The organism is Thiobacillus thioparus DSM 505 (genome assembly GCF_000373385.1).
Classification (GTDB): Bacteria; Pseudomonadota; Gammaproteobacteria; order Burkholderiales; family Thiobacillaceae; genus Thiobacillus; species Thiobacillus thioparus.
Genome location: NZ_KB891316.1, coordinates 86,689 through 111,736 on the forward strand (window position 1 = coordinate 86,689; position 25,048 = coordinate 111,736).

Below are 25,048 nucleotides of genomic sequence, written 5' to 3' on the forward strand. Positions count from 1 at the left end.
GGTCGGCCTCAGAAGCTGCGCAAACTGCCGGGGAGGTCCTGCCCGGCCTTCAGGTTGCCAGCGATGAGGTTCGGCAATTCTGCCGCCAACCATTCCGGCGTGATCGCTTTCATGCAGGCATGGGTGTCCGGATTGCTACAGGTCTTGGCATAGCAACTGATGCACGGCAGCTCGGCCTGGATCGCAACAACCCGCGGCCCGATCGGCTTGACCCGACGCGGGTCGGTCGGGCCGCACAGAACAAGCAAGGGCCTGTCGGCTATCGAGGCGAAATGTGCGGTGCCGGTGTCATTGCCGACGACTGCGGCAGCGCCTGCGCACAGCGGCGCAATATCCAGTAACTGGAGCCGGCCATTCAGATTGACCACCCATTCCCCGAGGGTCGCGATTTCAGCGCAGACATCCACCTCGTCCGGCCCGCCGATCAGGACGATCTTTTCCATACCCTGCTGGTGCAGCCGTTGCGCCAGTTCGGCAAAACGCTGCGTGCCCCAACGTTTCAGCGGGTGTGCGGCAGCCGCCCCGGGCAGCAGCACGACGTAATCATTCTCGCCGAGGCCATGTTCACGCCGCAACTGCTCGATGAACGGTGCACGGTCCGGTGCGGGATACAGCACCGGATGCAAGGTTCGCGTGGGGATGCCGATCGCCTGTAATACCGACTGCATCATCGGGAACGCATGGGCTCGAGGATCGCGCAGCGCCGGCTGATGTGTATAGGGAAGGCCCCCGCGGTTGCCGACGCGGATGCGCGGCGCACGGCCAGCAAGCCAGAGCAGCGTGAGCAGGAAACGGGAATGATCCGAGCGTTGCAGGTCGACGACCAGATCGTAATGCCCGGCACGTATTTTCTTGAGCCACGCGAGGCTATTGGCCCAACGCCGGGTTTTACTGCGCACGTCGATCGCCCATACCTCGGAAAAACGCGGATCGTGCGCAAACAGGCCGCTGCAGTTGGGCTGCGTGTTGAGATGTATCTCGGCGTGCGGCAAGGCACGCGCAATGTCTTCCATGAGTGCGCTGGCGGTCACCACGTCGCCCAGCGCACTCCACTTGATGACCAGGACACGCCGGATCCTGTCGAGTTGTACCGCATTCATGCTGGAGACAATTGGGGTTGATATTCCGGCACCCAGGTCTTCAACTGGCGTTTGACTGTCGCCTCATCGTAAGCGCCCGGATAGGCAAGCCAAGCCAGGCATTCGGCATACCAGTCAGCATCTGCCCTGCGTGCTTTGGCCACCCGTAACTTGGGATGCGGCGTCGGCAGGGTGGATTCGTCATCGGCAAGCAATTCCTCGTAAAGCTTTTCGCCGGGGCGGAGCCCGGTGTATTCGATGCGGATACGGTCTTCGTCCGCACCCGACAACCGAATCATGAGTCGGGCCAATTCGGCAATCCTGACCGGCTCGCCCATGTCGAGCACGAAAATCTCGCCACCCTCACCCATCAAGCCCGCCTGCAACACCAGCTGAGCCGCTTCGGGAATCGACATGAAATAGCGCATGATGTCGGGATGGGTCACCGTCACCGGTCCGCCCGCCTCGATCTGCTTCTGGAATTTTGGAATCACACTGCCGGACGAACCGAGCACGTTGCCGAAGCGCACCGACACGAAGCGCGTGCCGCCCGGTTGCTGCATCGCCTGGCAGGCCATCTCGGCGAGGCGCTTGGTCGCCCCCATCACATTGGTCGGGTTGACCGCCTTGTCGGTGGAAATCATCACGAACTTGCCGACACCCTGCGCCTGCGCCGCCGCTGCGACCACCTGCGTGCCGAGCACATTGTTGCGCACGGCTTCCCAAGCATTGTCATTCTCCATCAACGGTACGTGCTTGTAAGCCGCGGCATGGAACACCACGGCCGGCCGATGCTCGGCCATCACCTGGCTCAGCCAGACTGCATTCTTCACGTCGCCGATCACCGGCACAATTTTCAGTTGGGAAAAATGCTGCGGCAACTCCTGCTCCATCGCATACAGTGCCAGTTCGGACTGCTCGAACAGAACCAGTTTCGCCGGGACAAAGCGTGCAATCTGGCGGCACAGTTCCGAACCGATCGAGCCGCCGGCACCGGTCACCATCACCACCTGGCCGGTCAGCAACTGGTGCAGGCCGCTGTCGTCGAGCTGCACCGGGTCGCGTCCCAGCAGGTCGTCAAGTTCGACACGACGCAGGCTGGACACCGACACCCGGCCCGCCACCAGATCCTCGAGCGACGGGATGGTCATCACGTTCAACCCGGCTTCGGTACAGAGTTGGGTGATGCGCTTGCGCACGGCGTGCGCGGCCGACGGCAACGCCAGCACGATGTCGTCCACCTCCATTTTCTTCGCGCAGGCCACAACATCGTCCAACGCGCCCAGAACAGGAAGGCCCTGCACCAGCCGCCCCTGTTTGTCGCGATTGTCATCCAGCAGACCGACCACGTGAAAACCCGCCGGATTCCGCGCCAGTTCGCGCAGCAGAAAATCCGCCGCCGAACCTGCGCCAGCCACCAATACCGGCTTGCTGTCCGGACGCAACACGCTGGCAAGCCGGTGCTCCTTCCACGCCCGATAGGCCAGGCGGCTGCCTCCCATCACGATCACCAACAGCAACGGATCGAGAATCAGCACCGAACGCGGGACCACCGCGTGGACACGGAACAGGATCAGCGTCACGGGAACCAGCAGCGCAGCCAGACCCACCGCCAGCACGATGCGCTTGAGATCGGGCAGGCTGGCGAAACGCCAGATGCCGCGATACAGACCGAAGCGCCAGAACACCACGGCCTGCAACGGCACCACCCAGGCCAGCGTGGACAGGGCCGCCTCCTGGAACTCGGGCGGCATCGCCAGATTGAAGCGCAGCCAGTAGGCACCCATCCAGGCGAAAGCCGCCACCAGGATGTCGTGCAGGATGATGATGGCGGTGCGGGGATTAACGTTCATTACGGGATCGATGCCAGCGCCAGTCGATGGCGCGAAAAATCAGCAGATAGCTTGTCGCCGACAGTATAAGCACCCACACGGCGCACAGCGGCAGAATCAGCAACACGAATGCCAGCGCGGCAACCACCAGCATCAGGGCATAGGCTGCCAGGGCGAGTTGGCGGTGCGACGCTCCCAGCAATACCACGCGCTGATAATAATGCGAACGATGCGCCTGCCAGATCTTTTCACCGCGCAGGCCCCGCCGTGCGAGCGTCACGCTGGCATCGACGATGAAGGGCGAAAACACCAGCAGCGGAAACAACCAGGGCCATACGTTTTGTCGCGCCCCAAGGATGCCGAACGTGGCCGCCATGAATCCCAGCGGGATCGATCCGGCATCGCCCATGAACACGCGCGCGGGCGGAAAGTTGAAGTACAGGAACGCCAGCGCCGCCGCCGCAATCGCAGCGCAGAATACGGCCAGTCCATGAGCGTCCCCCATCCACGCGGCCAGCGCCAGCGCACCGAAGCCGATGACCGCCATGCCGCCTGCCAGGCCGTCCGAACCATCCATGAAATTGTAGAGATTGGTCATCCATACCGTCGCCAGCGTGCCCACCAGCAGGGCCCAGCCGGTGAGCCCCAGCGCCAGCAGGCAGCCTGCCGCCGCGAGGAAATGTGCCGAGAAACGCACCCGCACCGACAATCCCCGCAGGTCGTCGAGCAGCGACACGGCGGCCAGCGCGAACGCCCCCAGGCCCACCGGCAGCAAGGTGCCATCGCCGCCCCACAGGCTCGCGGCCCCCACTCCTGCCATGATGCCCAGCCCGCCAACGCGTGGCGTCGGCGTGGCATGCAGCGAACGGGCGTTGGGGTGGTCCATCGGCAGGCGTTCCCCACGCCGCAGCAGCCAGGCCAGCGTCAACCAGCACAGCAGGAAAGCGGCGAGCGGAGCTCCCCATGCGTCAACACTCATCTGCATTTACTTGTGGCCTATCGCTATTTTTGCGCCAGCACGTGAGCCGGTCGCATCACAGGAGTCGATATTGGCGAGCAAATCGTCGAATTGTATCAATCTGCAGCGCCACAACCTTGTGCTCGTCGTAAAGCCGCAGGGCACGCTTGCGGCCGGCCTCGCCCATGGCATGCGCCTCGGCCGGAGCTTGCAGCATACGGGCGAAGGCCTGAGTGAGCGCTGACGCGTCGCGCGCGGGAACAAGCAGGCCGGTTTCGTTAGCCACTACTTCCTCGCGCGACCCGCGGATGTCGGTGGCCACCACCGGCAAGCCCGACATCATCGCTTCGATGATGGTGCGGGGCATTCCTTCACGGTAAGAAGGCAGGCAGAACACATCCATCGCCCCCATCAGGTCTGGAATGTCCTTCCGCATGCCGGGCAGAACCAGCCTTGCCCCCAAACTGCTGCTGGCACGCTTCAAGGCATCGTCCATCGGGTCTGCATGGTCGCTCGCCAGCCGTTCACCAATCAGCAAGAAATATACGTTTGGAAGGTCCTTCGCCAGCATTTCGGCAGCAGCCAGAAATTCGCGTACCCCCTTTTCCCCGACCAAACGTCCCACCATGCCGATCACTGGCACGTCTGTGGGCAGGCCCAGTTCCGCCCTCACCTCGCTGCGCGGTCGTCTTGTACCTGGATCGAAGCTGTCTGGATCCACACCATTGCCTACGGCCAGAACCCGTTCTGGAGGCAGCAACTTTTCTTCGACAGCCGTTTGTGCATCCTCACTGCTCTGGGTAAACAGCAGATCGGTAAACCAGCCGCCTATCCTTTCCATTTCCACGAACAGCCGCCGCTTCCAGGCAGGCATCGCGTCGTGGAAATAAAACCCATGCGCGGTATAAACCACCATCGGCACCCCTGCCAACCGTGCAGCCATACGTCCGATCAGCGCCGCCACCGGCGTATGCGCATGCAGCAGATCAAAGTGTTCCTGCCGGAACAAACGATACAGACGCCAGAAAGGCAGCATCAGACGCAGCGGATTGAGACTGCGCGGAATGTTCACGGTCCTGATGGCATAGCCGCTCTGACGCAAGTGGGAAATAGCCGGTCCATCCGAACACACCGACACCACCTCCCAACCCACGGCTATCATGCCGTCCACCAACGGCAACAGGAACTTGTCTAGCGTAAAGTCCACCGCGCAGAGTTGGCATACTTTCAATGCCATTGCCGCCTCCACGCCTCGAACATCAATATATCCCACAGGTAGTACGACCAGTTGCGCCGCCCAGACAGATGTTCGTCCCATTTGTCGCGAATGAGGGAAGCCCGGAAATAACCGCTCGTCTCCAGACTGGATGCGTTCAACAGTTCCTCCGCCCAGCTCCTGAGCGGCCCCCGCAGCCAGACATCGAGCGGAATACCAAACCCCATCTTGGGACGCTCGATCATTTCCTGCGGAACATGGCGGTACAACACCTGCCGCAACAGCCATTTGCTCTGTCCGTCGCGCAGTTTCATCGTGAGCGGTAGTGCCCAGGCAAACTCCAGAACGCGGTGATCCAGCAAAGGCACGCGCGTTTCGAGGGAGACCCCCATGGCGGCTCGATCCACCTTGGTCAGGATGTCGTCAGGCAGATAGCTCACCGTATCGAGATACATCATGCGATGAGTCAGATCAGGAACATTCGCCCACTGGCTGGCGTCGGTCAAAACGGTGGGGGGTTCGGTTCCATATTTCACTATCTGTGTAGGCTGCTTCCAGTGGGATACCAGCCCCCAATAGATTTCCTCCGGATTGCGCACGGCCAGGATCTCAGCCAGTTTGTGCAGCTTGTCGCCGGGATTGGCATAGCGCAGATTCGCGGGAAGCATCCGTTCAAATTTCCTGAACACCGAATTCCAGGTGGTCGGTGGCAAGGTTGTCAGCACTCCAGCCACCGCTGCGCGAAGGGATTGCGGCAGCCAGCCCAGTCGCCGCCAGATGTTTTGGGCCCAGAAATAGCGGTTGTAGCCGCCAAACAGTTCGTCGCCGCCGTCGCCGGACAAACTCACTGTCACATGCTCGCGCGCTAGGCGCGACACCAAATAGGTAGGAATCTGCGAGGAATCCGCAAACGGTTCGTCGTAAAGCCCCGACAGCAGCGGGATCACCGCCTGCGCCTCTTCCGGCTTCACATAAAGCTCGGTGTGCTCGGTGCCCAGATGACGTGCCACCGCGTGGGCATGCTCCGCCTCGTTGTAGCCTGCTTCATTGAATCCGATGGTGAAGGTTTTCACCGGACGCTTGGACTGCGTCTGCATCAGCGCAACCACGGTACTTGAATCGATCCCTCCAGAAAGAAACGCCCCCAACGGCACATCCGCCAGCATCTGGCCCCTGATGCTCTGCCCGAGCACAGCCTCCAGAGCTTCGCACGCGTCGTTGTCGCTGCCTCGGAACAGGTTTGCCTGGCCGATCTCTGCCACTTCGCGTGCCGACCAATAGCTGACCGGATGAATCACACTCGAGCTTGCCAAGGCGGCACTCGCATTGACCTGCAAGAAAGTCCCAGGCGGTAGCTTGTTGATTCCGCGGTAGATGGAATAAGGCACAGGCACATAGTTGTGCCGCAAAAACAGCGTCAGCGCGTCACGGTTGATTACACCCTGGAAAGCCGGATGAGCCCGCAATGCCTTGAGTTCCGAGCCGAACAGTAGTACGCCATTCTGCCAGCCATAATAAAGCGGTTTTTCTCCTAATCGGTCACGTCCCAGCGTAAGCGTGCGGCTTTCGCGATCCCACAGCGCAATGGCGAACATCCCCACGCTCTTTTTAAGCGATGCCTCCACTCCCCAGCACTCAAAAGCCGCCAGTAGCGTCTCGGTATCGGAGTGTCCCCGCCACTTCCCATCTGGCAATGCTTCTCGCAATTCCAAGTGGTTGTATATCTCGCCATTGAAAACGATTACATAACGACCTGATGGCGACACCATGGGCTGGTGGCCGGCAGGAGACAGGTCTAGGATAGACAGGCGGCGATGCGCCAGTGCCACTCCTGCTGGTTCATCCACCCAGACACCAGAATCATCGGGGCCACGGTGATAAAGGGCCGATGCCATCCGATCGGCAACAACAGCTGAGCCACTTGAAGAAGTCCCCAGAAAGCCAGTAATACCACACATCCATCAATCCTTCTTTAGCCCGTGGGCAAACAGATTTCTCGTTTCTAGAGCAGAGGCCAATTACAGGATCCAGAGGCAATGTGTGGTGGTATCCCAGATTGGCACCACGCTGTTTATGAATTGGAATTTGTGTCTATCTTGTGTAAATCATGAAGATCACCCAAGACTTGATCTGCTGGCTGCAGCACGTATGAGCGACAGCAATCTTGGCGAAGCCAGTTCCAAACTAAACTCCGCCTCTACCCTGGCACGCCCTTTCTTTCCCATTTCCGTACGCAGCAATGGATCTTCGATCAAACGTAATAAATAGCTCACCCACTCTTCCTCGTCTCCAGCAAGAAAGCCGTTGATACCGTGCCCGACGATTTTCTGGTTAACTCCTACCGGGGAAGCTACAACCGGTTTTCCACAAGCCATGTACTGAATCAACTTGTAACCACACTTGCCGCGTTCCCACGGACTGTCAAGTAAAGGCATGATACCCACATCAAAAGACTGGATCATGCCGACCTCGCCCGCTTCGCTCCACTCCATGTTCACAATGGGTAGATTGGCTTGCACTGGCACTTTGCCGCCCACTACAACCAGTCGAATTGACTTGCCCATCTGGCACAATTTGGACATGGCACCAAGAACGATATCTAGATAACGCTGTGTTGATGGGGAACCAATCCAACCGATGGTAACAACATCCGGTTGTGTATTGCATTGGGGCTGGTAGCGGGTAGTGTCCACTACGGTTGGCAAAATCTCCACTCGTTTCGCGCCTGCGGCCAACGCCCGTTCGGCAAGATATTGATTACCGGCAATGACCAGCTGTGAATCTGCCATGATCCGGTCGATTTTCCCGCCGAGCAGAGAGCGCACCCACCGATTGCGGTGCAGATCATAGCGATGGAAGATGGCGTCATCGTAGTCCACAATATAGGGAACCCCACCCAAACCCAATACCATTTCCAGCCAGGCCGGCAACCAGGGAAAAGCCTCGTATTCCAGCCAAACCAGATCGTATTTCCTCGAACGCCATAAAGCAGAAACACGTTTCAGGTAGGCCATGGCGACCCCTGGCCAATCAGGTCCAGACCCCGCGTACAAACGCGTCAAATAATCATCGTCAAAGAGGGGGGCACTATCAACTTGGAGGCCTTGAGCCTCAAGGTAAGAGAGAAACTGGTAGAAGCGGAGTCGGCTACTGGCACCGAGATTGGTGTAGCGGGCCAGAACAAGAACTTTTAAGCGCGGCATCGAACGGGCTATTTTTTCCTGAGCCGTTACCTGACTTCATAACAGGGAACAATATGGCTCAGATTTTCCTCGTAGAACTCTTGCATATAGCCAACGCTGTTGAAAATAAGTCCAAACAATTTTTTGACCCCATGCCTAATAAAAAATGGGCGGGTTGATTTAAACACGAGATCGACAGCGATCAGATCAAATTGGATAGAGTGCTGATACGTCGGCACCTTACGACTGAACAAAGACTCGCTTGCGTAATAACAAAACGTATACAGGCCAAAGAAGGTTCTATGAGTTGGATCAGAGTAAAAATAAGGATTTGAAAAATGGGGGACCACTACTTCGAGATGGCCGCCCGGTCTCAAGACCCGAGCTATATTGCTAAGTAGCTCTTGAAAATTGGCTATATGTTCAAAGAAGTGGAACGAGTGAACTGAGTCCACTGATTTTTCCGGAAACTTTCCAAGAACTTCGAAAATATCGCCAACTATATCCACACCCTCGTAATTAATGGCATCAATCCCTATGGCGCTCATCAGCTTTTTGTTAGGGCCACACCCCAATTCCAGCGCGACCTTATCGAGTTGATCCAGCCGATTCAAGAAATCGTTTTTATCCAGCATTTTCAATGCGTGTCAAAGTCGAGGAAAATTTTTTATTAATCGCGCAATGAAAATCAATACTTGCAAAAACTTGTGTTTTTCCGTTTCCAATTGCACCTGAAACCCCTCGCACAAACCCCGGGCGAGATTAGAGTTCGAAACCCCACCAGTGGCAAAGCGGCCCATGACAACATCTGATTCGACACCCCGTAACCATGAATAAAAGAGCTTTTTAATGAACAATCCGTCAGCACACAATGTGTAACGTGTTGAATAGGGACCAAGCTGATCATGTACTCTGGTTCGAATCAGCATACCTACACTATGCCCATTAACCATGGCATGAGCCCCAAGCCATCCCTTACTTGGGCGCATCCCTTTCCTTAGCCTATTCCCCAGCCACATTGAGGCCACGACGAAATCAACCTCAGCGTGCTTCAACTGGGTATTTACAACTTGTTGTATTGCATCATCAAATAGTTCATCGTCGCACCCGAGCACAAGGTAATATTCACCGGACACCCTGCTTATAGCCTTATTGAAAGCATCATAAATCCCACAGTCTGGTTCACTCAGCCAATAATCAATTGTATGTTCATATTTTTTGATTATGTCCAATGTGCCGTCAGCAGAGGCACCGTCAATGATGACATATTCCACATTATCGTAGGTCTGCCTCGCCACACACTGAATGGCATTTTCCAATATGGCCGCACCATTGAAGACAACCGTAATAACTGTGATCAGTGGCTTCCCAGGTTCGGATTTCTTATTCACTCCCTGGAGACGCGTGCCACCCTCCTGTTTCACAATCAAGGAAGAACTGGCAGTCAGTTGGAGCGTTGGCATCTCGGAATTCAACCCCGCGCGGCCTAATATATGCATGCTCGACGATGGATTTTAGGTGGCAGGTCAGGAAGAGTCGGCGCTGTCAAAGCGGGATCCTTGTCACAGGAAAGAGTTTTCGTATTTGCCCATAAGCAAAACGCGTTCGGGTTCTAAGTTTGCTTAATAACGTTCGTCTTTGTTGTGGCCGTATTTCGAATCCATTTTGCAGCAATATCTCGACGGCTTTTCGCAATTCGGCGACATAGCCTGCATATACAAAACTCAAGGTCACGCGTGGCAGCGTATAGGGTCCCAAAAATACTGCGAATGCTCTTCTGGAATATTTTTCAATTCTTAAAGATTGAAAATGCCACACGATTCCATTTCCGTAGGGGAATCTCGTAGCATTCCACGGCGCGAGTGCCAACTCTTTGTCATTTAGGACATGGACAGAGTCTGGAAATCGCTCAGGCCAGTCATCCAAATATTTCTGATCCCCAAACTTTCCGTCCTCAAATCGTGCATAGCACCATTCAAGGCACCGCTCTTCCCACCACTTTCTAACTGTCTCGCCACCATCCCGTGTAAAGGTCATGAATTGCACACAATACTGTCCCGAAGTGGACGTTGCGTCGTTCTCCGGGGCATAAGCATGATCAGTTATCAGCACGTGCTTACCGGATGCCTCGAACTCTCTGAAGATTGGCGCCGGGTGCTTCCGAAACCACAGGTCAGCATCCAGGTAGGTCACACGGGTAACGGTAGAATCGGCGTCGAAAACAAATCGAGGCGCGAATGGCGTCAATGTCCAGCAATACTCGCCCTTGGTGCGAGTGGGTTTAACATGCTTGAGTTCTTCAGTCTCTAATTGATCGAGTTTAAGCAGCCGCAGATTTGGCAGACGCAGCTTGCTCAATATCTCATGCGTTTCGTTATCCACGCACAATACCCATAGCGTGTAGTCCTTTACATGCCGCTCCATGGACATGTGTAGTGCTAGTCCCTGGGGCAGGAACAGGCTATCGAACAGGGTGACGTAGTGTTCCATTATCTGGCCCGGAACCCATTGACGGCGGCTACGACCTGGGCGACGTCATCATCGGACATCTGCGGGTGACAGGGTAACGACAGGCAAGTTGCCGCATGCTGTTCACACGCAGCTAAGCCGAGCGGGTCATGCTGGATCGTCCTGCACGGTTCTTGATGGTGAACCGGAATGGGGTAGTGAATGAACGACTGAACATGCTGCTGCTGCAAGTGGGTTTGCAAGGCTTCACGCTGCTCGCAGGTAATTGCAAAGAGATGATATACGTGTGCTTCAGCCTCTTCGGGAGCGGCAAGTTGCTGAATGGCTGGGTTATGAATGCCGGCGCGATAAGCTTTAGCGATCTGGCGACGACGTTCGGTAAACTCCGACAACCATTTTAGTCGTTCGGTCAGCATGGCCGCGTGGATTTCGTCCAAGCGGCTGTTTAGCCCCAGCTCAGTGTGGTGGTAGCGTACGCTCTGGCCATAGTTGCGCAGCCGGCAGGCGCGTTGGGCCAATGTTTCATCTTGGGTAACGACCATGCCGGCATCGCCGGGAGCGCCCAGGTTTTTAGTAGGGTAGAAGCTATACGCGCCAGCTGCGCCAAAGCTGCCTGCTACTTTACCTCGCCAAGTTGCCAGATGGGCCTGGGCGCAATCTTCAATCAACTGAATACCGTACTTGGTACTGAACGCCACCCAACCATCCATCGATCTGACTTGCCCATATAGATGCACCAGCACAATGGCCTTGGTCTTGGATGAAACACAACGGCTCGCGCTTTCCATCGAGAGAAGCGCGGTTTTCGGATCGATATCGGCTAAGACGGGTGTCGCGCCCGCACGCAAGATGGCAAGGACTGTAGCAAAGGCCGTCATAGGCGTGGTGATCACCTCATCGCCGGGGCCGATGTCGAGTGCACGCAAGGCTATCTCGATTGCGTCCATCCCGTTGCCCACCCCGACGCCATGTTTCACGCCACACGCGGATGCCCACTGTCTTTCGAATGCAACGACCTCATTGCCCAGCACATACCAGCCTGATTCCAGCACGCGCCGTACGGCGCCTAACATCGCCTCACGCAACTCGTGCGGCTCAGCCTTGAAATCGTTCATCAAGATCATTGATCGTTGTTCCAATAATGCATGTGGTTGGCTTGGTAATAAGCCATCGTTCTTTGTAAGCCCTCACGCAAATCAATCTTGGGTTGCCAGCCCAACTCATGGGTAATCAGTGAAAAATCACTGTAGTAATCACCAATGTCGATAGCCTTGCGCTCCGGCGGAAACGGGATCAATTCATAGCCGCCGCCAATTTTCAGTTCATTTCCCAGCTCGACCATCATTTCGGCCAGCGCCTTAAGGCCAACAACCTCCGAACTGCCCAGGTTGTATATCTTGCCATTGGCATCATCACTGGCCCCAGCGAGCAATAAGGCTTCGACGCAATCATCCACATAGTTGAAGTCGCGCAATTGCAGGCCGTCTCCAAACACCCTGATAGGCTTCCCCTCGATCAGCAAACGCACCCAGATGCCGAGGAAGGTTTGCCGCGCATCCTTGACTCGCATACCTGGTCCGTAAGTATTGGTAAGACGCAGCGCACAAGCACGAATTCCATAAACATTGTTGTAGAGAAGGTGATACCACTCCCCTGCAAGCTTGTTGATGCCATTAACATCCACAGGTCGGATCGGGTGTTTCTCATCCACAGGCAAATAATCCGGCTTGCCGTAAAGCTGGCGTGTACTCGCGAAAACAATCTTGATTCCTGGATTGCTCTTACGGCAGGCTTCCAAAATCGCAAGTTGTGCCGCAGCGTTGATATCCAGATCAGTCTGAGGATCGGACATCGAGTCAAGATGGCTGGTCTGCCCCGCGAGATTGAATAGGAAATCCTTGCCCTGGAGCAGGTAGGCCATGGCAAACGGGTCGCGCACGTCGCAGACATTCACGGTTAGCTTGTCGCGAATATCGTCGATGTTGAATGGGTTTCCTCCGTATTGGGGGATAAGGCTATCAACCAGCGTGACTTCCGCTCCTTGCGCCACCAGAGCGCGGGCGAGATTCGAACCAATAAAGCCAAGGCCGCCGGTGATCAGAACACGCTTTTTAAGATAACTTTCTGACAACATCATTCGGCTCTCTTTCTGGCCAATACCACTTGATCGAGATACAAGTCAGGGTTGGCGGGTAATAGCTTGCCCAATACAATTCCCATCAAATTAAACGGCGCGATAACAAAGGCACAGACCAACAAATTTACTTTCGCGTTTGAGGTTTGCAATGCCTTGTATAGATATGCATTGATCAGCTGAAATAGCACTCGCACATCGGCATTCGTCTTGCGTTGCTCGTCTACGGCAAATCCGTTCCGTTCTAGCAAACTTCGCAAGCCGAACGACGAATATCGCGCGTAGTCCCATGGCTGTTCATGCTCATCCCAGACAAACGGAACCGTCATTAACAATTTCCCGCCCGGTTTGAGAACACGAGAAATCTCCTGAAGAAATTGATCCGGGTTGAAAACGTGCTCAAGAACCTGGTTACAGATGACTCCGTCATACGACAACGCATCGAACGGAAACGTATTCCCGTCGTAAAAATAATCTGCGCGCTTAGCAATGCGATTTACCGGAGTGTCATACTCCAGCCCGATATAATCGGACGCATAGAGAAACAACTCTCGATAAGGCTTAAAGCCACACCCTACATCTAACAGGCTACCATTCATCTTCGGCGCAAAACGGACCATTTCCCGGTGCAACTCTTTACGTGCGAGATAGAATGGGTTTAGCCAAATACCGAGAAGTCCCGGATCAAACTGCTGCCGAAGAAAATATTTTTTTACCCGCTCAAACATTTAAAGAACGTCGCCGGAGTCCAATCCTGTGCAAAACTGCGCCTCCAATTCGCCGCGCCATCGTATACGTGAATGTGCGCACAAAACTCCAAGTAAAGTAGTTTCGCAGAATCGCCCGTCTCAACTCTTGAGGTGAAAGCAGATGGTTTGTGCCCATCTCTTCATTAATTGAAGTGCTGTTGATTGAAAGCAGAAAATTTTTGTCAAACCTGAAACTCGTTTCAATGTATTCTTTTGATAGGTGCGGATTTCCCAAGTTTTTAACTTGAGACGGCAACTCTAAATGGTGAAGATTTAAACCCAAGTACCCGGCATAAATCACCCCGCTCCCCAGATCGCTAAAAATACAATGCTTCTTATCGTAAACGTTAAGAATAAAATTTCTCAGGAAATTTTCATCAAAAAGATTCCCATTTGACACCACATTGAAGCCGAAGCTTTTATACACACTTACTGTATGCGGATCCATGTCAAGGTAATACAACATTACAGTGATAGGCTTAAAGTCATCGCCCAACTGATCCAATGCCCGCGCAAAGCTATCAACAGAGTACTCTGTCTTTGCGAAGTGCGAAGAGTGCGGTGGGATACAAATACTTCCGTTCTTTTCCTTTGGAGGTAACTCGTTTTTAATAGACTCCATTAGGTAACAAAAAAACGATCCAACAATTCTAATTCTATCTCTCGGATAGAACCTAATCATTTCCCTTGCAATGCGCTCAGACCATACCCAAATTTCAGGCGGTTTTGCAACCGCCTCAAAGTCATGTACGTCTCGATGCCACCCATGATGAATAGCGACTGGAAATGGAAGGAATTTTGGCAACTGCGCATAGCCAAGCATGATTTCCTTAATTCCATAGAAACGAGCACCTGGATACATTTCAATAGCATTCCCGATTACACGGCAACTCAAATGAACTCTGCATAGTGAGTGGCGATAATTCCGTGCTGAGGGGTAAGCAACGGAATACCCAACACCACTGGATATATCCTTAATGAGGATTCAGACCAATAGCAGCCATGGGACAGCTGAAGCCGTTCCCCATTATTTGGGCATCTATACTCCACATTACGATTGCCGCTAGCTCTTTTGTTCTTCTCAATTAAAAGCATCGCTGTTGGATTTAATGAGTTTGAGCATACTTTGGTCAACCTGTAGTCGGAAACATTCATCCCGAGCTTATCAGCGACTTGAGGCAAACCCCTGACATAGCCCAGATGATCCATTCTTTGCCTACCTTCGTTCGTAGCCATTTCATATGATGGCTCGTACAAAATTAGATACTTCCTGGCCACGCGATATAACTCGGAGAGCGCATCTTCCTCGCGTCCTCCATTTGGCTCAATCGAATGAGAAGTGTAAACAATGTCAACCGAATCATCGGCCAAGGGGATACTAAACATGTCCCCGACGAAAAGGCTTGAGCTCCCCCGCCCTTTCCTGTTGAAATATTTTTGACCAAACAAAGCTCGCGAAAGCGAAATATCGAATCCAAAAGAATCCGGCTCAAATCTTAATTGCCGGCGGACATTTGCAAGTGTGGTCGCCTCGCCGACACCGGCCTCCATGATTGATTCAGTACCGGCACCTAAAGTGTTAAGGGTTTCGGCAATCTCACTTGTATATTCGTCAATGTAGGTACTGTTCTCATCAGCCAACGCTGTGTAGGTACCCGCCTGCAAATCGTAGCTAATTGCAATCGCGTCGGTGCGCCCTACTCCTCGGCACACTAGGTAATCAATAATATTGACCCCGCTTTTGTAGATCGCTTTTAATTCCAGAAGATCCATCGCCCACTCACGCTTTATTAGTAATGAAGGTTTGTATTTACTCAAATTGGAGGCATTTAAATGACAGCCGTCCACGAAACAGCGCCAAATGAAACAGCCTATACGGCTAAGCTTTTCGCTGCATATACTTTCACCGTGCTCGGCTTTCCTTCAAAAATATATTTGTCCGGAATATCGTATATCCACTCATATCCCGCAGCCAAAAACGTTTTTTGCGAAGCGATATTTTCCGAATAGGCACCCGCCTCTATCCATCGTAGCTTTAGCTTATCTAACGCCCATCGAGTCACGGCTTCTATTACTTTCGAGCCAAGTTTCTTTCCCCATACAGATTTGTCGAACAAACAAATGCCTATGTGCGCGGTCTTGTGATGGCTTTCTATCCCATGGAGACGGACTGTGCCGCAATGATGCTGAGCCCCGTTCAACCATACCCCGAACAACACTGCATTCTCGGACTGCTGGTTCTGCTTCACAAACTCCGAGACACTCTGCTCAGTCTGGGCAACTCGTTTGACGCCATCCAAGTATCTGTTCACTTCGGGGTCATTTAATCCGGCAACGTAGCCGGGATGCAAATCCTCCAGTTTCAGCGGACGCAAATAGCCTCCCGAGAATTCCAAGACAATTTCTGGATTCAACCCAGCATCCCCCAATTGAGAGCCGTCCCGCGCTTCACATCCTGACTGACGGTTTTACCCAGTATCTCTCCCAGAAATTTGGTGGGCAGCCCCAGACCGGGACGAATCGCTCGTACGTTCTCTTTCGTTAACACGTCCCCCGCCTTGATATCCTGCACCACATATAGCGACCGACGATACTGGAGAGACTTCTTCTCCGCCTGCGTTGGCCCGTAACTTACTCGCCCAAGTGCTTGCCAGGCCCGTTCGGCCTCCAACACCAGTTGCGTCATCTCCGCGGGCTCCATGGAGAAAGCCGAGTCTACGCCGCCGTCTGCGCGGCTGAGGGTAAAGTGCTTTTCGATGACGCTGGCCCCCAGTGCGACACTGGCAACAGAAACTCCGACTCCCATAGTGTGATCAGACAACCCCACTTCGCACCCGAACAATTCACGCAAGTGCGGGATGGTCAGGATGTTGGTATTCTCGGCTGTAGCAGGATAGGTGCTGGTGCATTTGAGCAGAATTAAATCCATGCACCCCGCCTCACGTGCCGCTCGGACGGTCTCATCCAATTCGGCCACAGTCGCCATGCCGGTGGAGATAATCAGTGGTTTACCGGTTGCCGCCACGCGGCGGATCAGCGGCAAGTCGGTGTTCTCGAACGAGGCAATTTTATAGCAAGGCACGTCCAATGCCTCAAGGAAATCCACTGCAGTATCGTCAAATGGCGTACTGAAAGGGATGATGCCAAGTTCGCGTGCACGATCAAAGATCGGCTTGTGCCACTCCCACGGCGTGTATGCCTCGCCGTAAAGTTTGTAAAGCGAGGCACCTTTCCACAAACTGTTGGAATCGCTTATGTGAAACTCCCGCTCGTCCAGATCGATCGTCATCGTATCCGGCGTATAGGTCTGTATCTTCAGTGCGTGTGCGCCTGACTTGGCCGCCGCTTCAACGATTTCCAAAGCACGTTCCAACGACTGGTTATGGTTACCAGACATCTCGGCAATGATGAATGGCGGGTAACTCGGGCCGATCTGGCGGCCGGCTATTTGAATAGGTTTCATATGCCTTTCAATCAATAATTACTGCACTCTGGACTCTCACCATGATGCGATCCTGCGATATTTCTGGAAAAACAACCTGCTTTCCTTCGGCTTCATCAATGGCCCAGAGCACGTCGGTGTATCCCAATCGGTGCCTCATCAATACAGTCGAAGAAAAGCGCGGATTGATCTCGAACACACGTGGCCCCTTATCGGTAAGCCGCAGTTGGACATTCATGCTGCCACGCAGATCCAAGCCTATAGCGATGGCTTCGCACATTCGGGTCGTTTCCTCATCCTTTATTATCTTCGCCCAGCCAGTAAATCCCCCCGTCAGGCGCCGCAGCATCAACAAACTGGAGACTTTTCCGTCAAGACGGCGATATACGGCGCATGTCACCTCTCGCTCTGCCGACCCTACCAATTCCTGGAAGATTGCATCCGGGTAACGTTTGACCAGGTAATCAGCATCTTCATCATCAGCAACTGTAAAGATAGCCCGCGACCCGGAACCTGTCCGATTCTTCAGGATGCAGGGATACGCAATAGGACGCCCGGCGCGCGCAGGGCGCGTCCAAGGTATTGGTATGCCAAGATCCATCAAGGAATTCATTGTTTCCAGCTTGTCCAACCCTGCCTTGACGACACGCTGCCCGGCAGTGATCCATTTCACTCCAGAAGCCAATTCTGGAAATGGCAAAGTTGCAGTTAACTCCGGCTCCGACATCGGTATCACCATCCCGACGGAATATTTCCTGACGATTTCTTTTATCGTATCCAGATATTCAGGATCACCTGCTTGGGGGACCAGTAGAAAGTGATCCACGAATAAATGCCCGCCATGTTGTGCATGAATATCCACGCCGACCAGGTAGAGGTCTGGCCGGTTTTCCCGGAGAATCGTAGCGACTCCTTGCGAGATATCTCCGCCTATCCCTGTAATAAGAACTACGTTGCTCATTTGCGTGTCAGGACCTCTGCTAAATAGGGTAGTTCAGGATGACGTTGCTGACACTCCTGCACCAGTCCGGATGCATCATATTGCTCGCAACGCAATTCCAGGCTTTGGGTAGCCGTATCGAAAAGCGCCCAATGCGCGCCCGGCTGACGATTGCGAGGCTGCCCCACAGAGCCGGGGTTCACCAAAAGTGTGTTGCCGATCTTTCGCTGCATGGGGTAGTGCGTATGGCCCAGCACGACCAGGTCGAAATCCTGCACCGCAGATCGACTCAACAACTCCGGTTGCGCATCCGGATAGACGTATTGGTCATTGTTCCAAGGGGAGCCGTGGCATAGCAAAATCCTGCATCCGTCGATCATGAGATCCAAAGGGTGAGGCAGACTGCACAACTCATCGAGTTGTTCCTCGCTTAGTTGCTCGATGGCAGTGCGTAAGCCCGTTCCATAGCGCGCATCCACTCGATCCAGAAATGCGGAATCGGAGCGTGCTGCAATCAGCATGTCTTCATGATTGCCTCTCACTACATGCCTGTCCCATGGCTTAAGCAATTCCAGTGCTTTCTTTGGCGCATAGTAGTAACCGATAAGATCACCCGTTATAAGCAATTTATCGGCCCCGTTTGAAGTGGCTGCGGTGAGGACAGCCCGCAACGCAAAGTCATTTCCGTGAATATCGCCCAGCAAGACCAACTTCATTTTGTGTTTGCTTGTTCCAAGTTAAGCAACATCTAACGCTTTTTCGCCACCATCATCACATCTCGACCGTAACCACCTGCTGCTAGGGTTTCATAAAAATGATCAAGAACATCAGTCATCCCGGCCTTTTTCAAGTTCTCCTCGAACATTACCCGTCGCTGGTGCGCAATAGGACCCAATTCCGGATGGGCCACGTAGTCAAGATCTTGCAACAGGAATAATTCCAATGGATATAACGCCGACTGGTCAATCACATCAAAACCATTTTGCTCAAGGACGTTCTTAAGGGAATCAAAATCAAAATAGTTAACGTGATCAGGAAGATGGACAAACCAGGGTAGATGTCCCTTAGCTTTCAAGAAGGCTTTTTGCAACGGGCTAAAATCGTTCGGGACCGTGACGCCCAGCAACGCACCGGATTTCATAACCCCGCGTATTCTTTCAAGAAACTTGATGGGTTCGGTAACATGCTCCAAGACATTGACCATCACGAATGCTTCTGCATCCACTTCCCCGCTGGACTCCGCCTCATCAAGAAATGTCCATACACTCTTTTTGAAGAATGTTCCAAATCCCAATTTCTGTGCACGCTCCAGTCCGGGACTCTGGTCAAATCCAGTGAGATTGTTAAACCCTAACGCATGCATCTCCTTTAAGAAGCCTCCGTCACCGCACCCCATATCGATAACTTTCGCATCACGCTGCAAGTTTCTGCCCAATAAGCGCGCTGTCTCAGCCAAATTTGCCTGGGGGGTTGGCATCTCGTAACGGCTGTAGAAATCGCTAAGATATTCGGCGGGCGGATAGGGATCGACATGGTAAAACTTGCAGGTTTCACAATAGCCAAGTTTAGTTCCAGCGAGGGGCCGACTGTTGCGCCACAGTTCCTCGGGTACAGGATCCAATATATAAGTTAGAAAATGGTGCCCTTTAGGAGCCATCTATTTGCCCTTTTAAATGATCGAGATTTTCTTCATGATGGCGGTGACCGTTTCCGTCCCCTGCCATTCCCCCAATACAACGCTAGCCTGTGCCGAAAGCCTCTTCAACTCAGCTGGACTTTCAATAAGGCGCTCAATTGCCTGCGCCAGGTCGGTGGCAGTAATTTCACCTTCCCATCCCAGGAATTCGATTGCCCCCATTTGCTCCAAGTCCAAAGTTGTTTGAAGCTGGTTATCCGCGAGTACGACAGTAAGCGTCGGCAATGCCAATGAACATCGCTCCCAAGTGGTTACACCTCCTGCACCGACCGCCAAATCTGCAGCTTCAATCAGTTCAGCCATATTGGATACTTGGCAATGGAATTGCGTGCTCGGCATCTCATTACACAGGGATAGGATTTCATTCCGATAGGGGTTGCCCGCACCCACGACCACATCAACGGAAATTTCCGGTCTGGCGATCAGCTTAACTGCATCTAATGCCTTACGCGTCTGATTGGTCGAATCGCTACCACCGAAAAAAATCAGGATACGCCGTACTGTTCCATCTCTCACTCTGAGCTTCTGTTTTGCGGTAGCGAATTCAGGACGCAACAACACATATTTTGGCCCAAGTAGGGTGACGCACCCTTCAGGCACCAAGCCCTGGTAGCGCCGCTCCATATCCCGATAATAATTCTGATCGAGCAGCAGATCGCAATCATGCGGTCGATTCGCAAGGTCATCGATCACCATGAGCTTGCGCGCGCATGGGCGTAGCGCACGCTCCCATGCAGCATCCAATTGATAATGATCAACCACCAGCCAATCAACGCCGTCCGGAAACAACTGCGCGGCCGCCTTGTTTGTTTCACCTGCATCATGCTGCTGAGTAACCTTTTCCACTTCAGCCAAGGGTAATTTGGCAAATCGATAACCACGTACGCTCAACAAGTCGAACATTCCGCCGGGCAAGTCGCGGCAAATGAAAGCCACTTCTGCCCCCTCGCAACGCAGTTGATCGGCCAGTGTCAGACAACGCATCAGATGCCCACTGCCAATCTCGACCGATGCATCGGTACGGACAAGTATCTTCATAACCGCTGCTAGCCTTGTTCTTTACATACGGTCACTGGTGCCGTCAGGCCGGTAGCCAATGAGTAGCGGGTCTGAAGCCTTACGCATCAACGCACCTTGAACAATGGCTCTAGCGGTTGACAGCGCAGCATCGACTCAAGCTTGTTTCCGCGCACGCCTTCGGCCAGCATCGGGATCACCTCATCGTATGCGCTGAAAAGCCGATCTAGATCGGCATCCGAATGGCTATAGCTCATGTTGTGCGATCCAATAGTTAGGATTCCGCGCGCGAACATCTCCTGCAAAAACAATGTCTTGATCTGCCACTGGCTATAGTTGCCTACATCTTTGATCAGGAAGAAGCTCCATGTCGGATTACCAGATGTGCTCAGAAAATCTTCTGCGCCTGCCGCCAGGATGCGCGTCTTTAAGCCATCGATCACCTTTCGCCCCTGGACATAGAGCGTCTCGGTGACCGGTTCCCTCTTGAGTTTTTGCATGGTAGCGAGCGCCGCCGCTAAAGAAAGCGTCTCCCCTCCAAAGGTGAAAGAAAAAAACACTTCCTCCATGAGTTGCATGACATCGGCTCGGCCAACAACGGCCGATACCGGGTAACCGTTGGCAAGCCCCTTGCCGAAGGTAGCGACATCGGGCGTCACCCCGAAGTGCTGTTGCGCGCCGCCAACGGCATAGCGGAAGCCCGTCACAGTCTCATCAAAAATCAGCAGCGCGCCATGTTTGTGCGCCAGCGCTTTCACTTCTTCCAGGAAACCCGGCAGCGGCTCTGTTACGTTCATCGGCTCAAGGATCACTGCGGCGATCTGGTCTGGGTATTCCTGAAACAGTTTGGCAAGACTGCTGATGTCGTTATAGGTCCATGTATGCGAGAGGTCGCGCGTGACCTGGGGCACGCCGCGGTTTCGCGCAGTAGTGCCGATGTACCAATCCTGCCAGCCATGGTAGCCACAGACCGCGACATGATCGCGATTCGTGTACGCGCGCGCGATACGAATCGCCCCGGCCGTGGCATCGGAGCCGTTCTTGCCAAAACGAACTTTTTCGGCACACGGCACAAGTTTGACGATCTGCTCAGCCACCTGCATCTCGAGTGGGTGCGGTAACGAAAAGATCACGCCGTCCTCAAGTTGAGCCCGCACTGCGGCATCCACATCTGGATCGCAATAACCCAAGGTGATGGCGGCCAAACTATTGATGAAATCAATGTATTCATTGCCATCGACATCCCATACCCGACAACCCTTGCCCTTCCGAATAAAGAATGGTGAAACGCTCATCGGGTATTGGGTTTTGCTTTTGCTAAAGGTCTGTGATCCAAGCGGAATGGTTTTTAGAGCCCTATCCAGCAATTCTTCTGAGTGTTGATAGCGTTCAGACATATTAATTCTCTTTGATTTGGTAAGCAGTTGATGACATATCTGCCTTGAGGGACTTTAGATATCCCTCATTGCGTTGATGGGTGGTGTTCCAGTTCGCCAATTCCGGACGCTGATCCAGCAGACTTAAGATGTCCTGCGTGGAAAAATCAGGATTCTTTGGATAGAGCGCCTCGTAAACCATGGTGACCAGCTCGAGATCCTTTGGCTCATCCACCGTCCAGCGCAAATGTGAGAGGTCGCTTGGACTCTTGTAATGACCTATTTTGAATCGAAGAGGTTGCTGATGGATGAACGGTGTCACATGTTCACGTTGAGACGGCAACGTAGCTTCCCGCCATGCCTGCTCAAGGCAGGAAAAGCGGAATAACTCGACGTCCAGTCCGTCAGGGAATGTGGGCTCTATTGCATTGCTAGCGTAATCAAAGCCACCATCCAGATAAAAGCCGATGACATCATCAATCAGCATTGGATCGGCCAAAGGACAATCCGCGGTAAGACGCACAACATGTTCTGGGTTGAAGACGCGCGCAGCCTGATAAAACCTATCCAGAACGTCGTTGAGACTTCCACGGTAACAACCGATGCCATGCTCTTCGCAGAGCTTTTCTATCAGATCGTCTGATGGCTCGTTACTGGTTGCCACCAGTAATCGATCTATCTTCTGCGCTTTCTGCAGCCTCTCGATCTGTCTCAATAACATGGGCGCGCCAACCAACGGTTTTAGCACTTTCCCCGGCAAGCGAGACGAGGTAACACGGGCCTGTAATATCGCAAGTATCATTTTTTGACCACGTCACCGTTGTGTAATGGCCTAATTGTACGGATAGCGACGGGGCTTTGGGGCAGTTGTCTGGAAGTTCCGCATATCGCCAGGTTAAGCCGCGACATTGCCCTTTTTCCCCACATCGAGCCGCCAAAGCGATGGATTGACGATCGACTCGTCAGAAACTGCGAAATTTGTGAATTCCCTCCAATCAATCTTTGCTTGGCTCGCCTCGCATATTTCCCGAAGTTGTTCGGAATTGTTCACACCACAAATAACCTGATCAATCTCTGGAATTCCCAGGACAAAGCCTAGGGCAGCTTGAAGCGGCGTCAACCCACGTTTACTAATGATTTGATGGTAGGAGTCAAGCTTCTCACGAACGCTATTAAAATAATCAGGTATATCTTGTTGCCCCATCAGCAAAAGCCCTTGTAGAAATACTGAGCGTGCATGTATTTCCACCCCAGCTCGTTTGAGTTTTTCCAGATAGGCGCCCCGCAATAAGCGCTGATCCAGCATATTGATGGGCAACTGAATCAAGTCGATAGAAAACCGGTCGAGCACCTGATCGATCTGCTGACCCGAATAGACCGATACCCCGATCTTGCTGACAAATCCATCTTTTTTGAGCCGCAATAGCCGATTCATCAGCAAGTCTCCGCCCGGTACCAGTAGATCGTCAGCCCTATGCATCAATAAGCCGTAAACCGATGGCATGCGTAGTTTCAGCAAGGAGGCATGGAAAGCGTCTTCCAGGTTTTGTGCATCGACTTCGTCCAGCATTTGCTTGGAGAACGCCACTGTCTTAGTAACGATGTTGAAATAAGTATCCGGGGGCATGGCCCTCCCAATTACTTCTTCGCTATCGCCATAGTGAGACGCTGTGTCAATGAACCTCACGCCCAATTCAAACGCGGTAGAGAGAATGGTCCGGACTTCCGACTCCGGCGTCTTCCCGTCTTTGTTAGAAATACCGTAGTTCGCGCCAAACTGTACTGCCCCAATTCCGATCTTCATTGCAGCAGTTCTTTAAGGACGCGCACCACGTAATCCTGATTCTTGTCCGTCAAAACAGGGTACATAGGCAAGCTGATAGCTTCGGTGTAGTAACGTTCGGCTTCCGGGAAGTCGCCGGCCTGGAATCCCATTCGCTGGTAGTAGGGCTGGGTGTGCACGGGGATGTAGTGGAGGTTGACGCCGATTCCCTGGTCGCGCAACGCCTCAAAGATCTGAGGATGGCTCTTCTTGATCTGGTCCAACTGCATGCGGATGACATAGAGGTGCAGGCCGGAATAACAGTCTGGATGTTGCCAAGGGATAACCACCGGCAAGTCCGCCAGTTGTTCGTCATACCGTCTTGCGATGGCGTGACGTTTGGCGACAAATTCATCCAGTCGCCGCATCTGGCTCAAACCAAGAGCGGCCTGCAGCTCGGTCATGCGGTAGTTGTAGCCGAGATCAATCTGCTGGTAATACCAAGATCCGTCGGGTTCGTGAGTCATCTGTCTTGGGTCGCGCGTAATGCCATGGCTGCGCAACAACGACATGTGGCCCGCGAGTTCGGGATCGTTGGTCAGCGCCATGCCACCCTCGGCAGTGGTGATGATCTTTACGGGATGAAAGCTGAAGACGGTGATGTCGCTGTAGCGGCAATTGCCAATCGGTTCACCCTTGTATTTCCCGCCAATGGCGTGCGAGGCATCTTCGATAATCTTGAAGCCATAGCGCTGGCTCAATACGTGAATAGCCTGCATGTCGCACGCTTGTCCGCACAAGTGCACGGGGATGACAACTTTCGGGAGTCGCCCGACACGCTCGGCGTCCTCTAGCTTACGTGCCAGGGCCTGTGACGACAGGTTGTAGGTGCGGGGGTCGATATCAACGAAATCGACTCCCGCACCACAATACAGCGCGCAGTTGGCGCTTGCCACAAAGGTAATCGGGCTGGTCCACACCCAGTCGCCTGGCCCCACTCCAAGCGATAAGCAGGCGATATGCAGGGCACTGGTCGCACTGTTAACGGCGATGGCATGAGTAGCCCCGCAGCAGTTGGCAATGGCTTTTTCAAAGGCCGGCACGACCGGCCCCTGGGTTAGATAATCCGAACGCAATACATCCACAACCGATTGGATGTCGTCCTCGCTGATGTCCTGTCGTCCGTAGGGAATCAT

The 25,048-nt window shown here is 53.6% G+C and carries 24 protein-coding genes; all 24 read right to left on the reverse strand.

Annotated features, from left to right (window positions below):
* Positions 1 to 8 precede the first annotated feature (8 nt).
* Positions 9 to 1,100 (reverse strand): glycosyltransferase family 9 protein, encoded by a 1,092-nt coding sequence (locus tag B058_RS0100465; protein ID WP_018506491.1) that lies wholly within the window; start codon positions 1,098 to 1,100, stop codon positions 9 to 11.
* Complete coding sequence (locus B058_RS0100470) at positions 1,097 to 2,932, reverse strand: polysaccharide biosynthesis protein (RefSeq protein ID WP_018506492.1); 1,836 nt, start codon at positions 2,930 to 2,932, stop codon at positions 1,097 to 1,099. The genes B058_RS0100465 and B058_RS0100470 overlap by 4 nt, the downstream gene beginning before the upstream one ends.
* Positions 2,922 to 3,896, reverse strand: coding sequence for an MraY family glycosyltransferase (locus B058_RS0100475; protein ID WP_018506493.1), 975 nt, complete (start codon positions 3,894 to 3,896; stop codon positions 2,922 to 2,924). The genes B058_RS0100470 and B058_RS0100475 overlap by 11 nt, the downstream gene beginning before the upstream one ends.
* Positions 3,897 to 3,945: 49 nt before the next feature.
* On the reverse strand, positions 3,946 to 5,106 hold the full coding sequence (locus tag B058_RS0100480; protein ID WP_018506494.1) for a glycosyltransferase family 4 protein: 1,161 nt from the start codon (positions 5,104 to 5,106) through the stop codon (positions 3,946 to 3,948).
* The gene (gene asnB / locus B058_RS0100485; protein ID WP_026240511.1) at positions 5,097 to 7,043 is read right to left on the reverse strand and encodes an asparagine synthase (glutamine-hydrolyzing); all 1,947 of its coding nucleotides are present in this window, start codon (positions 7,041 to 7,043) and stop codon (positions 5,097 to 5,099) included. Before asnB ends, B058_RS0100480 begins: the two co-directional genes overlap by 10 nt.
* 156 nt (positions 7,044 to 7,199) lie before the next feature.
* The gene (locus B058_RS0100490) at positions 7,200 to 8,288 is read right to left on the reverse strand and encodes a glycosyltransferase (RefSeq protein ID WP_018506497.1); all 1,089 of its coding nucleotides are present in this window, start codon (positions 8,286 to 8,288) and stop codon (positions 7,200 to 7,202) included.
* 26 nt (positions 8,289 to 8,314) lie between these two features.
* Positions 8,315 to 8,902 (reverse strand): methyltransferase domain-containing protein, encoded by a 588-nt coding sequence (locus tag B058_RS0100495; RefSeq protein WP_018506498.1) that lies wholly within the window; start codon positions 8,900 to 8,902, stop codon positions 8,315 to 8,317.
* A gap of 12 nt (positions 8,903 to 8,914) precedes the next feature.
* A complete protein-coding gene (locus B058_RS17165; RefSeq protein ID WP_018506499.1) occupies positions 8,915 to 9,730 on the reverse strand; it encodes a glycosyltransferase family 2 protein in 816 nt (271 codons plus the stop codon).
* Positions 9,731 to 9,812: 82 nt separating this feature from the next.
* Complete coding sequence (locus tag B058_RS16120) at positions 9,813 to 10,757, reverse strand: hypothetical protein (RefSeq protein ID WP_018506500.1); 945 nt, start codon at positions 10,755 to 10,757, stop codon at positions 9,813 to 9,815.
* Positions 10,757 to 11,851, reverse strand: coding sequence for a DegT/DnrJ/EryC1/StrS family aminotransferase (locus tag B058_RS0100510; protein WP_211208593.1), 1,095 nt, complete (start codon positions 11,849 to 11,851; stop codon positions 10,757 to 10,759). Before B058_RS0100510 ends, B058_RS16120 begins: the two co-directional genes overlap by 1 nt.
* Before the next feature lie 5 nt (positions 11,852 to 11,856).
* Positions 11,857 to 12,873, reverse strand: a complete 1,017-nt coding sequence (locus B058_RS0100515) for an NAD-dependent epimerase/dehydratase family protein (protein WP_018506502.1) — start codon at positions 12,871 to 12,873, stop codon at positions 11,857 to 11,859.
* Entirely contained in the window at positions 12,870 to 13,598 is a 729-nt protein-coding gene (locus tag B058_RS0100520) for a class I SAM-dependent methyltransferase (protein ID WP_018506503.1), read from the reverse strand. The genes B058_RS0100515 and B058_RS0100520 overlap by 4 nt, the downstream gene beginning before the upstream one ends.
* Positions 13,591 to 14,481 carry a hypothetical protein gene (locus tag B058_RS17705; protein WP_157265447.1) on the reverse strand — a complete coding sequence of 297 codons (891 nt, stop codon included), beginning with the start codon at positions 14,479 to 14,481 and terminating at the stop codon, positions 13,591 to 13,593. Before B058_RS17705 ends, B058_RS0100520 begins: the two co-directional genes overlap by 8 nt.
* Positions 14,482 to 14,510: 29 nt before the next feature.
* Positions 14,511 to 15,437, reverse strand: a complete 927-nt coding sequence (locus tag B058_RS0100530; RefSeq protein ID WP_169335069.1) for a class I SAM-dependent methyltransferase — start codon at positions 15,435 to 15,437, stop codon at positions 14,511 to 14,513.
* Between the two features lie 53 nt (positions 15,438 to 15,490).
* On the reverse strand, positions 15,491 to 16,033 hold the full coding sequence (locus tag B058_RS0100535; RefSeq protein WP_157265451.1) for a GNAT family N-acetyltransferase: 543 nt from the start codon (positions 16,031 to 16,033) through the stop codon (positions 15,491 to 15,493).
* Positions 16,030 to 17,082: a pseudaminic acid synthase gene (pseI, locus tag B058_RS0100540; protein WP_018506507.1), complete on the reverse strand. Its 1,053-nt coding sequence runs from the start codon at positions 17,080 to 17,082 to the stop codon at positions 16,030 to 16,032. The genes B058_RS0100535 and pseI overlap by 4 nt, the downstream gene beginning before the upstream one ends.
* Before the next feature lie 7 nt (positions 17,083 to 17,089).
* Positions 17,090 to 18,022 carry an ATP-grasp domain-containing protein gene (locus B058_RS16125; protein ID WP_018506508.1) on the reverse strand — a complete coding sequence of 311 codons (933 nt, stop codon included), beginning with the start codon at positions 18,020 to 18,022 and terminating at the stop codon, positions 17,090 to 17,092.
* Complete coding sequence (locus B058_RS0100550; protein ID WP_018506509.1) at positions 18,019 to 18,717, reverse strand: metallophosphoesterase family protein; 699 nt, start codon at positions 18,715 to 18,717, stop codon at positions 18,019 to 18,021. Before B058_RS0100550 ends, B058_RS16125 begins: the two co-directional genes overlap by 4 nt.
* Before the next feature lie 32 nt (positions 18,718 to 18,749).
* Positions 18,750 to 19,658, reverse strand: a complete 909-nt coding sequence (locus tag B058_RS16130) for a class I SAM-dependent methyltransferase (RefSeq protein ID WP_018506510.1) — start codon at positions 19,656 to 19,658, stop codon at positions 18,750 to 18,752.
* A gap of 12 nt (positions 19,659 to 19,670) precedes the next feature.
* Positions 19,671 to 20,735 (reverse strand): UDP-2,4-diacetamido-2,4,6-trideoxy-beta-L-altropyranose hydrolase, encoded by a 1,065-nt coding sequence (pseG, locus tag B058_RS0100560; protein ID WP_018506511.1) that lies wholly within the window; start codon positions 20,733 to 20,735, stop codon positions 19,671 to 19,673.
* A gap of 86 nt (positions 20,736 to 20,821) precedes the next feature.
* Positions 20,822 to 22,111: an aminotransferase class III-fold pyridoxal phosphate-dependent enzyme gene (locus tag B058_RS0100565; RefSeq protein WP_026240514.1), complete on the reverse strand. Its 1,290-nt coding sequence runs from the start codon at positions 22,109 to 22,111 to the stop codon at positions 20,822 to 20,824.
* A 1-nt stretch (position 22,112) separates the two neighbouring features.
* Entirely contained in the window at positions 22,113 to 22,892 is a 780-nt protein-coding gene (locus B058_RS0100570; protein ID WP_026240515.1) for a cytidylyltransferase domain-containing protein, read from the reverse strand.
* Positions 22,893 to 22,985: 93 nt separating this feature from the next.
* Positions 22,986 to 23,894, reverse strand: coding sequence for an aldo/keto reductase (locus tag B058_RS0100575; RefSeq protein ID WP_018506514.1), 909 nt, complete (start codon positions 23,892 to 23,894; stop codon positions 22,986 to 22,988).
* Positions 23,891 to 25,048 (reverse strand): UDP-4-amino-4,6-dideoxy-N-acetyl-beta-L-altrosamine transaminase, encoded by a 1,158-nt coding sequence (gene pseC / locus B058_RS0100580; protein ID WP_018506515.1) that lies wholly within the window; start codon positions 25,046 to 25,048, stop codon positions 23,891 to 23,893. The genes B058_RS0100575 and pseC overlap by 4 nt, the downstream gene beginning before the upstream one ends.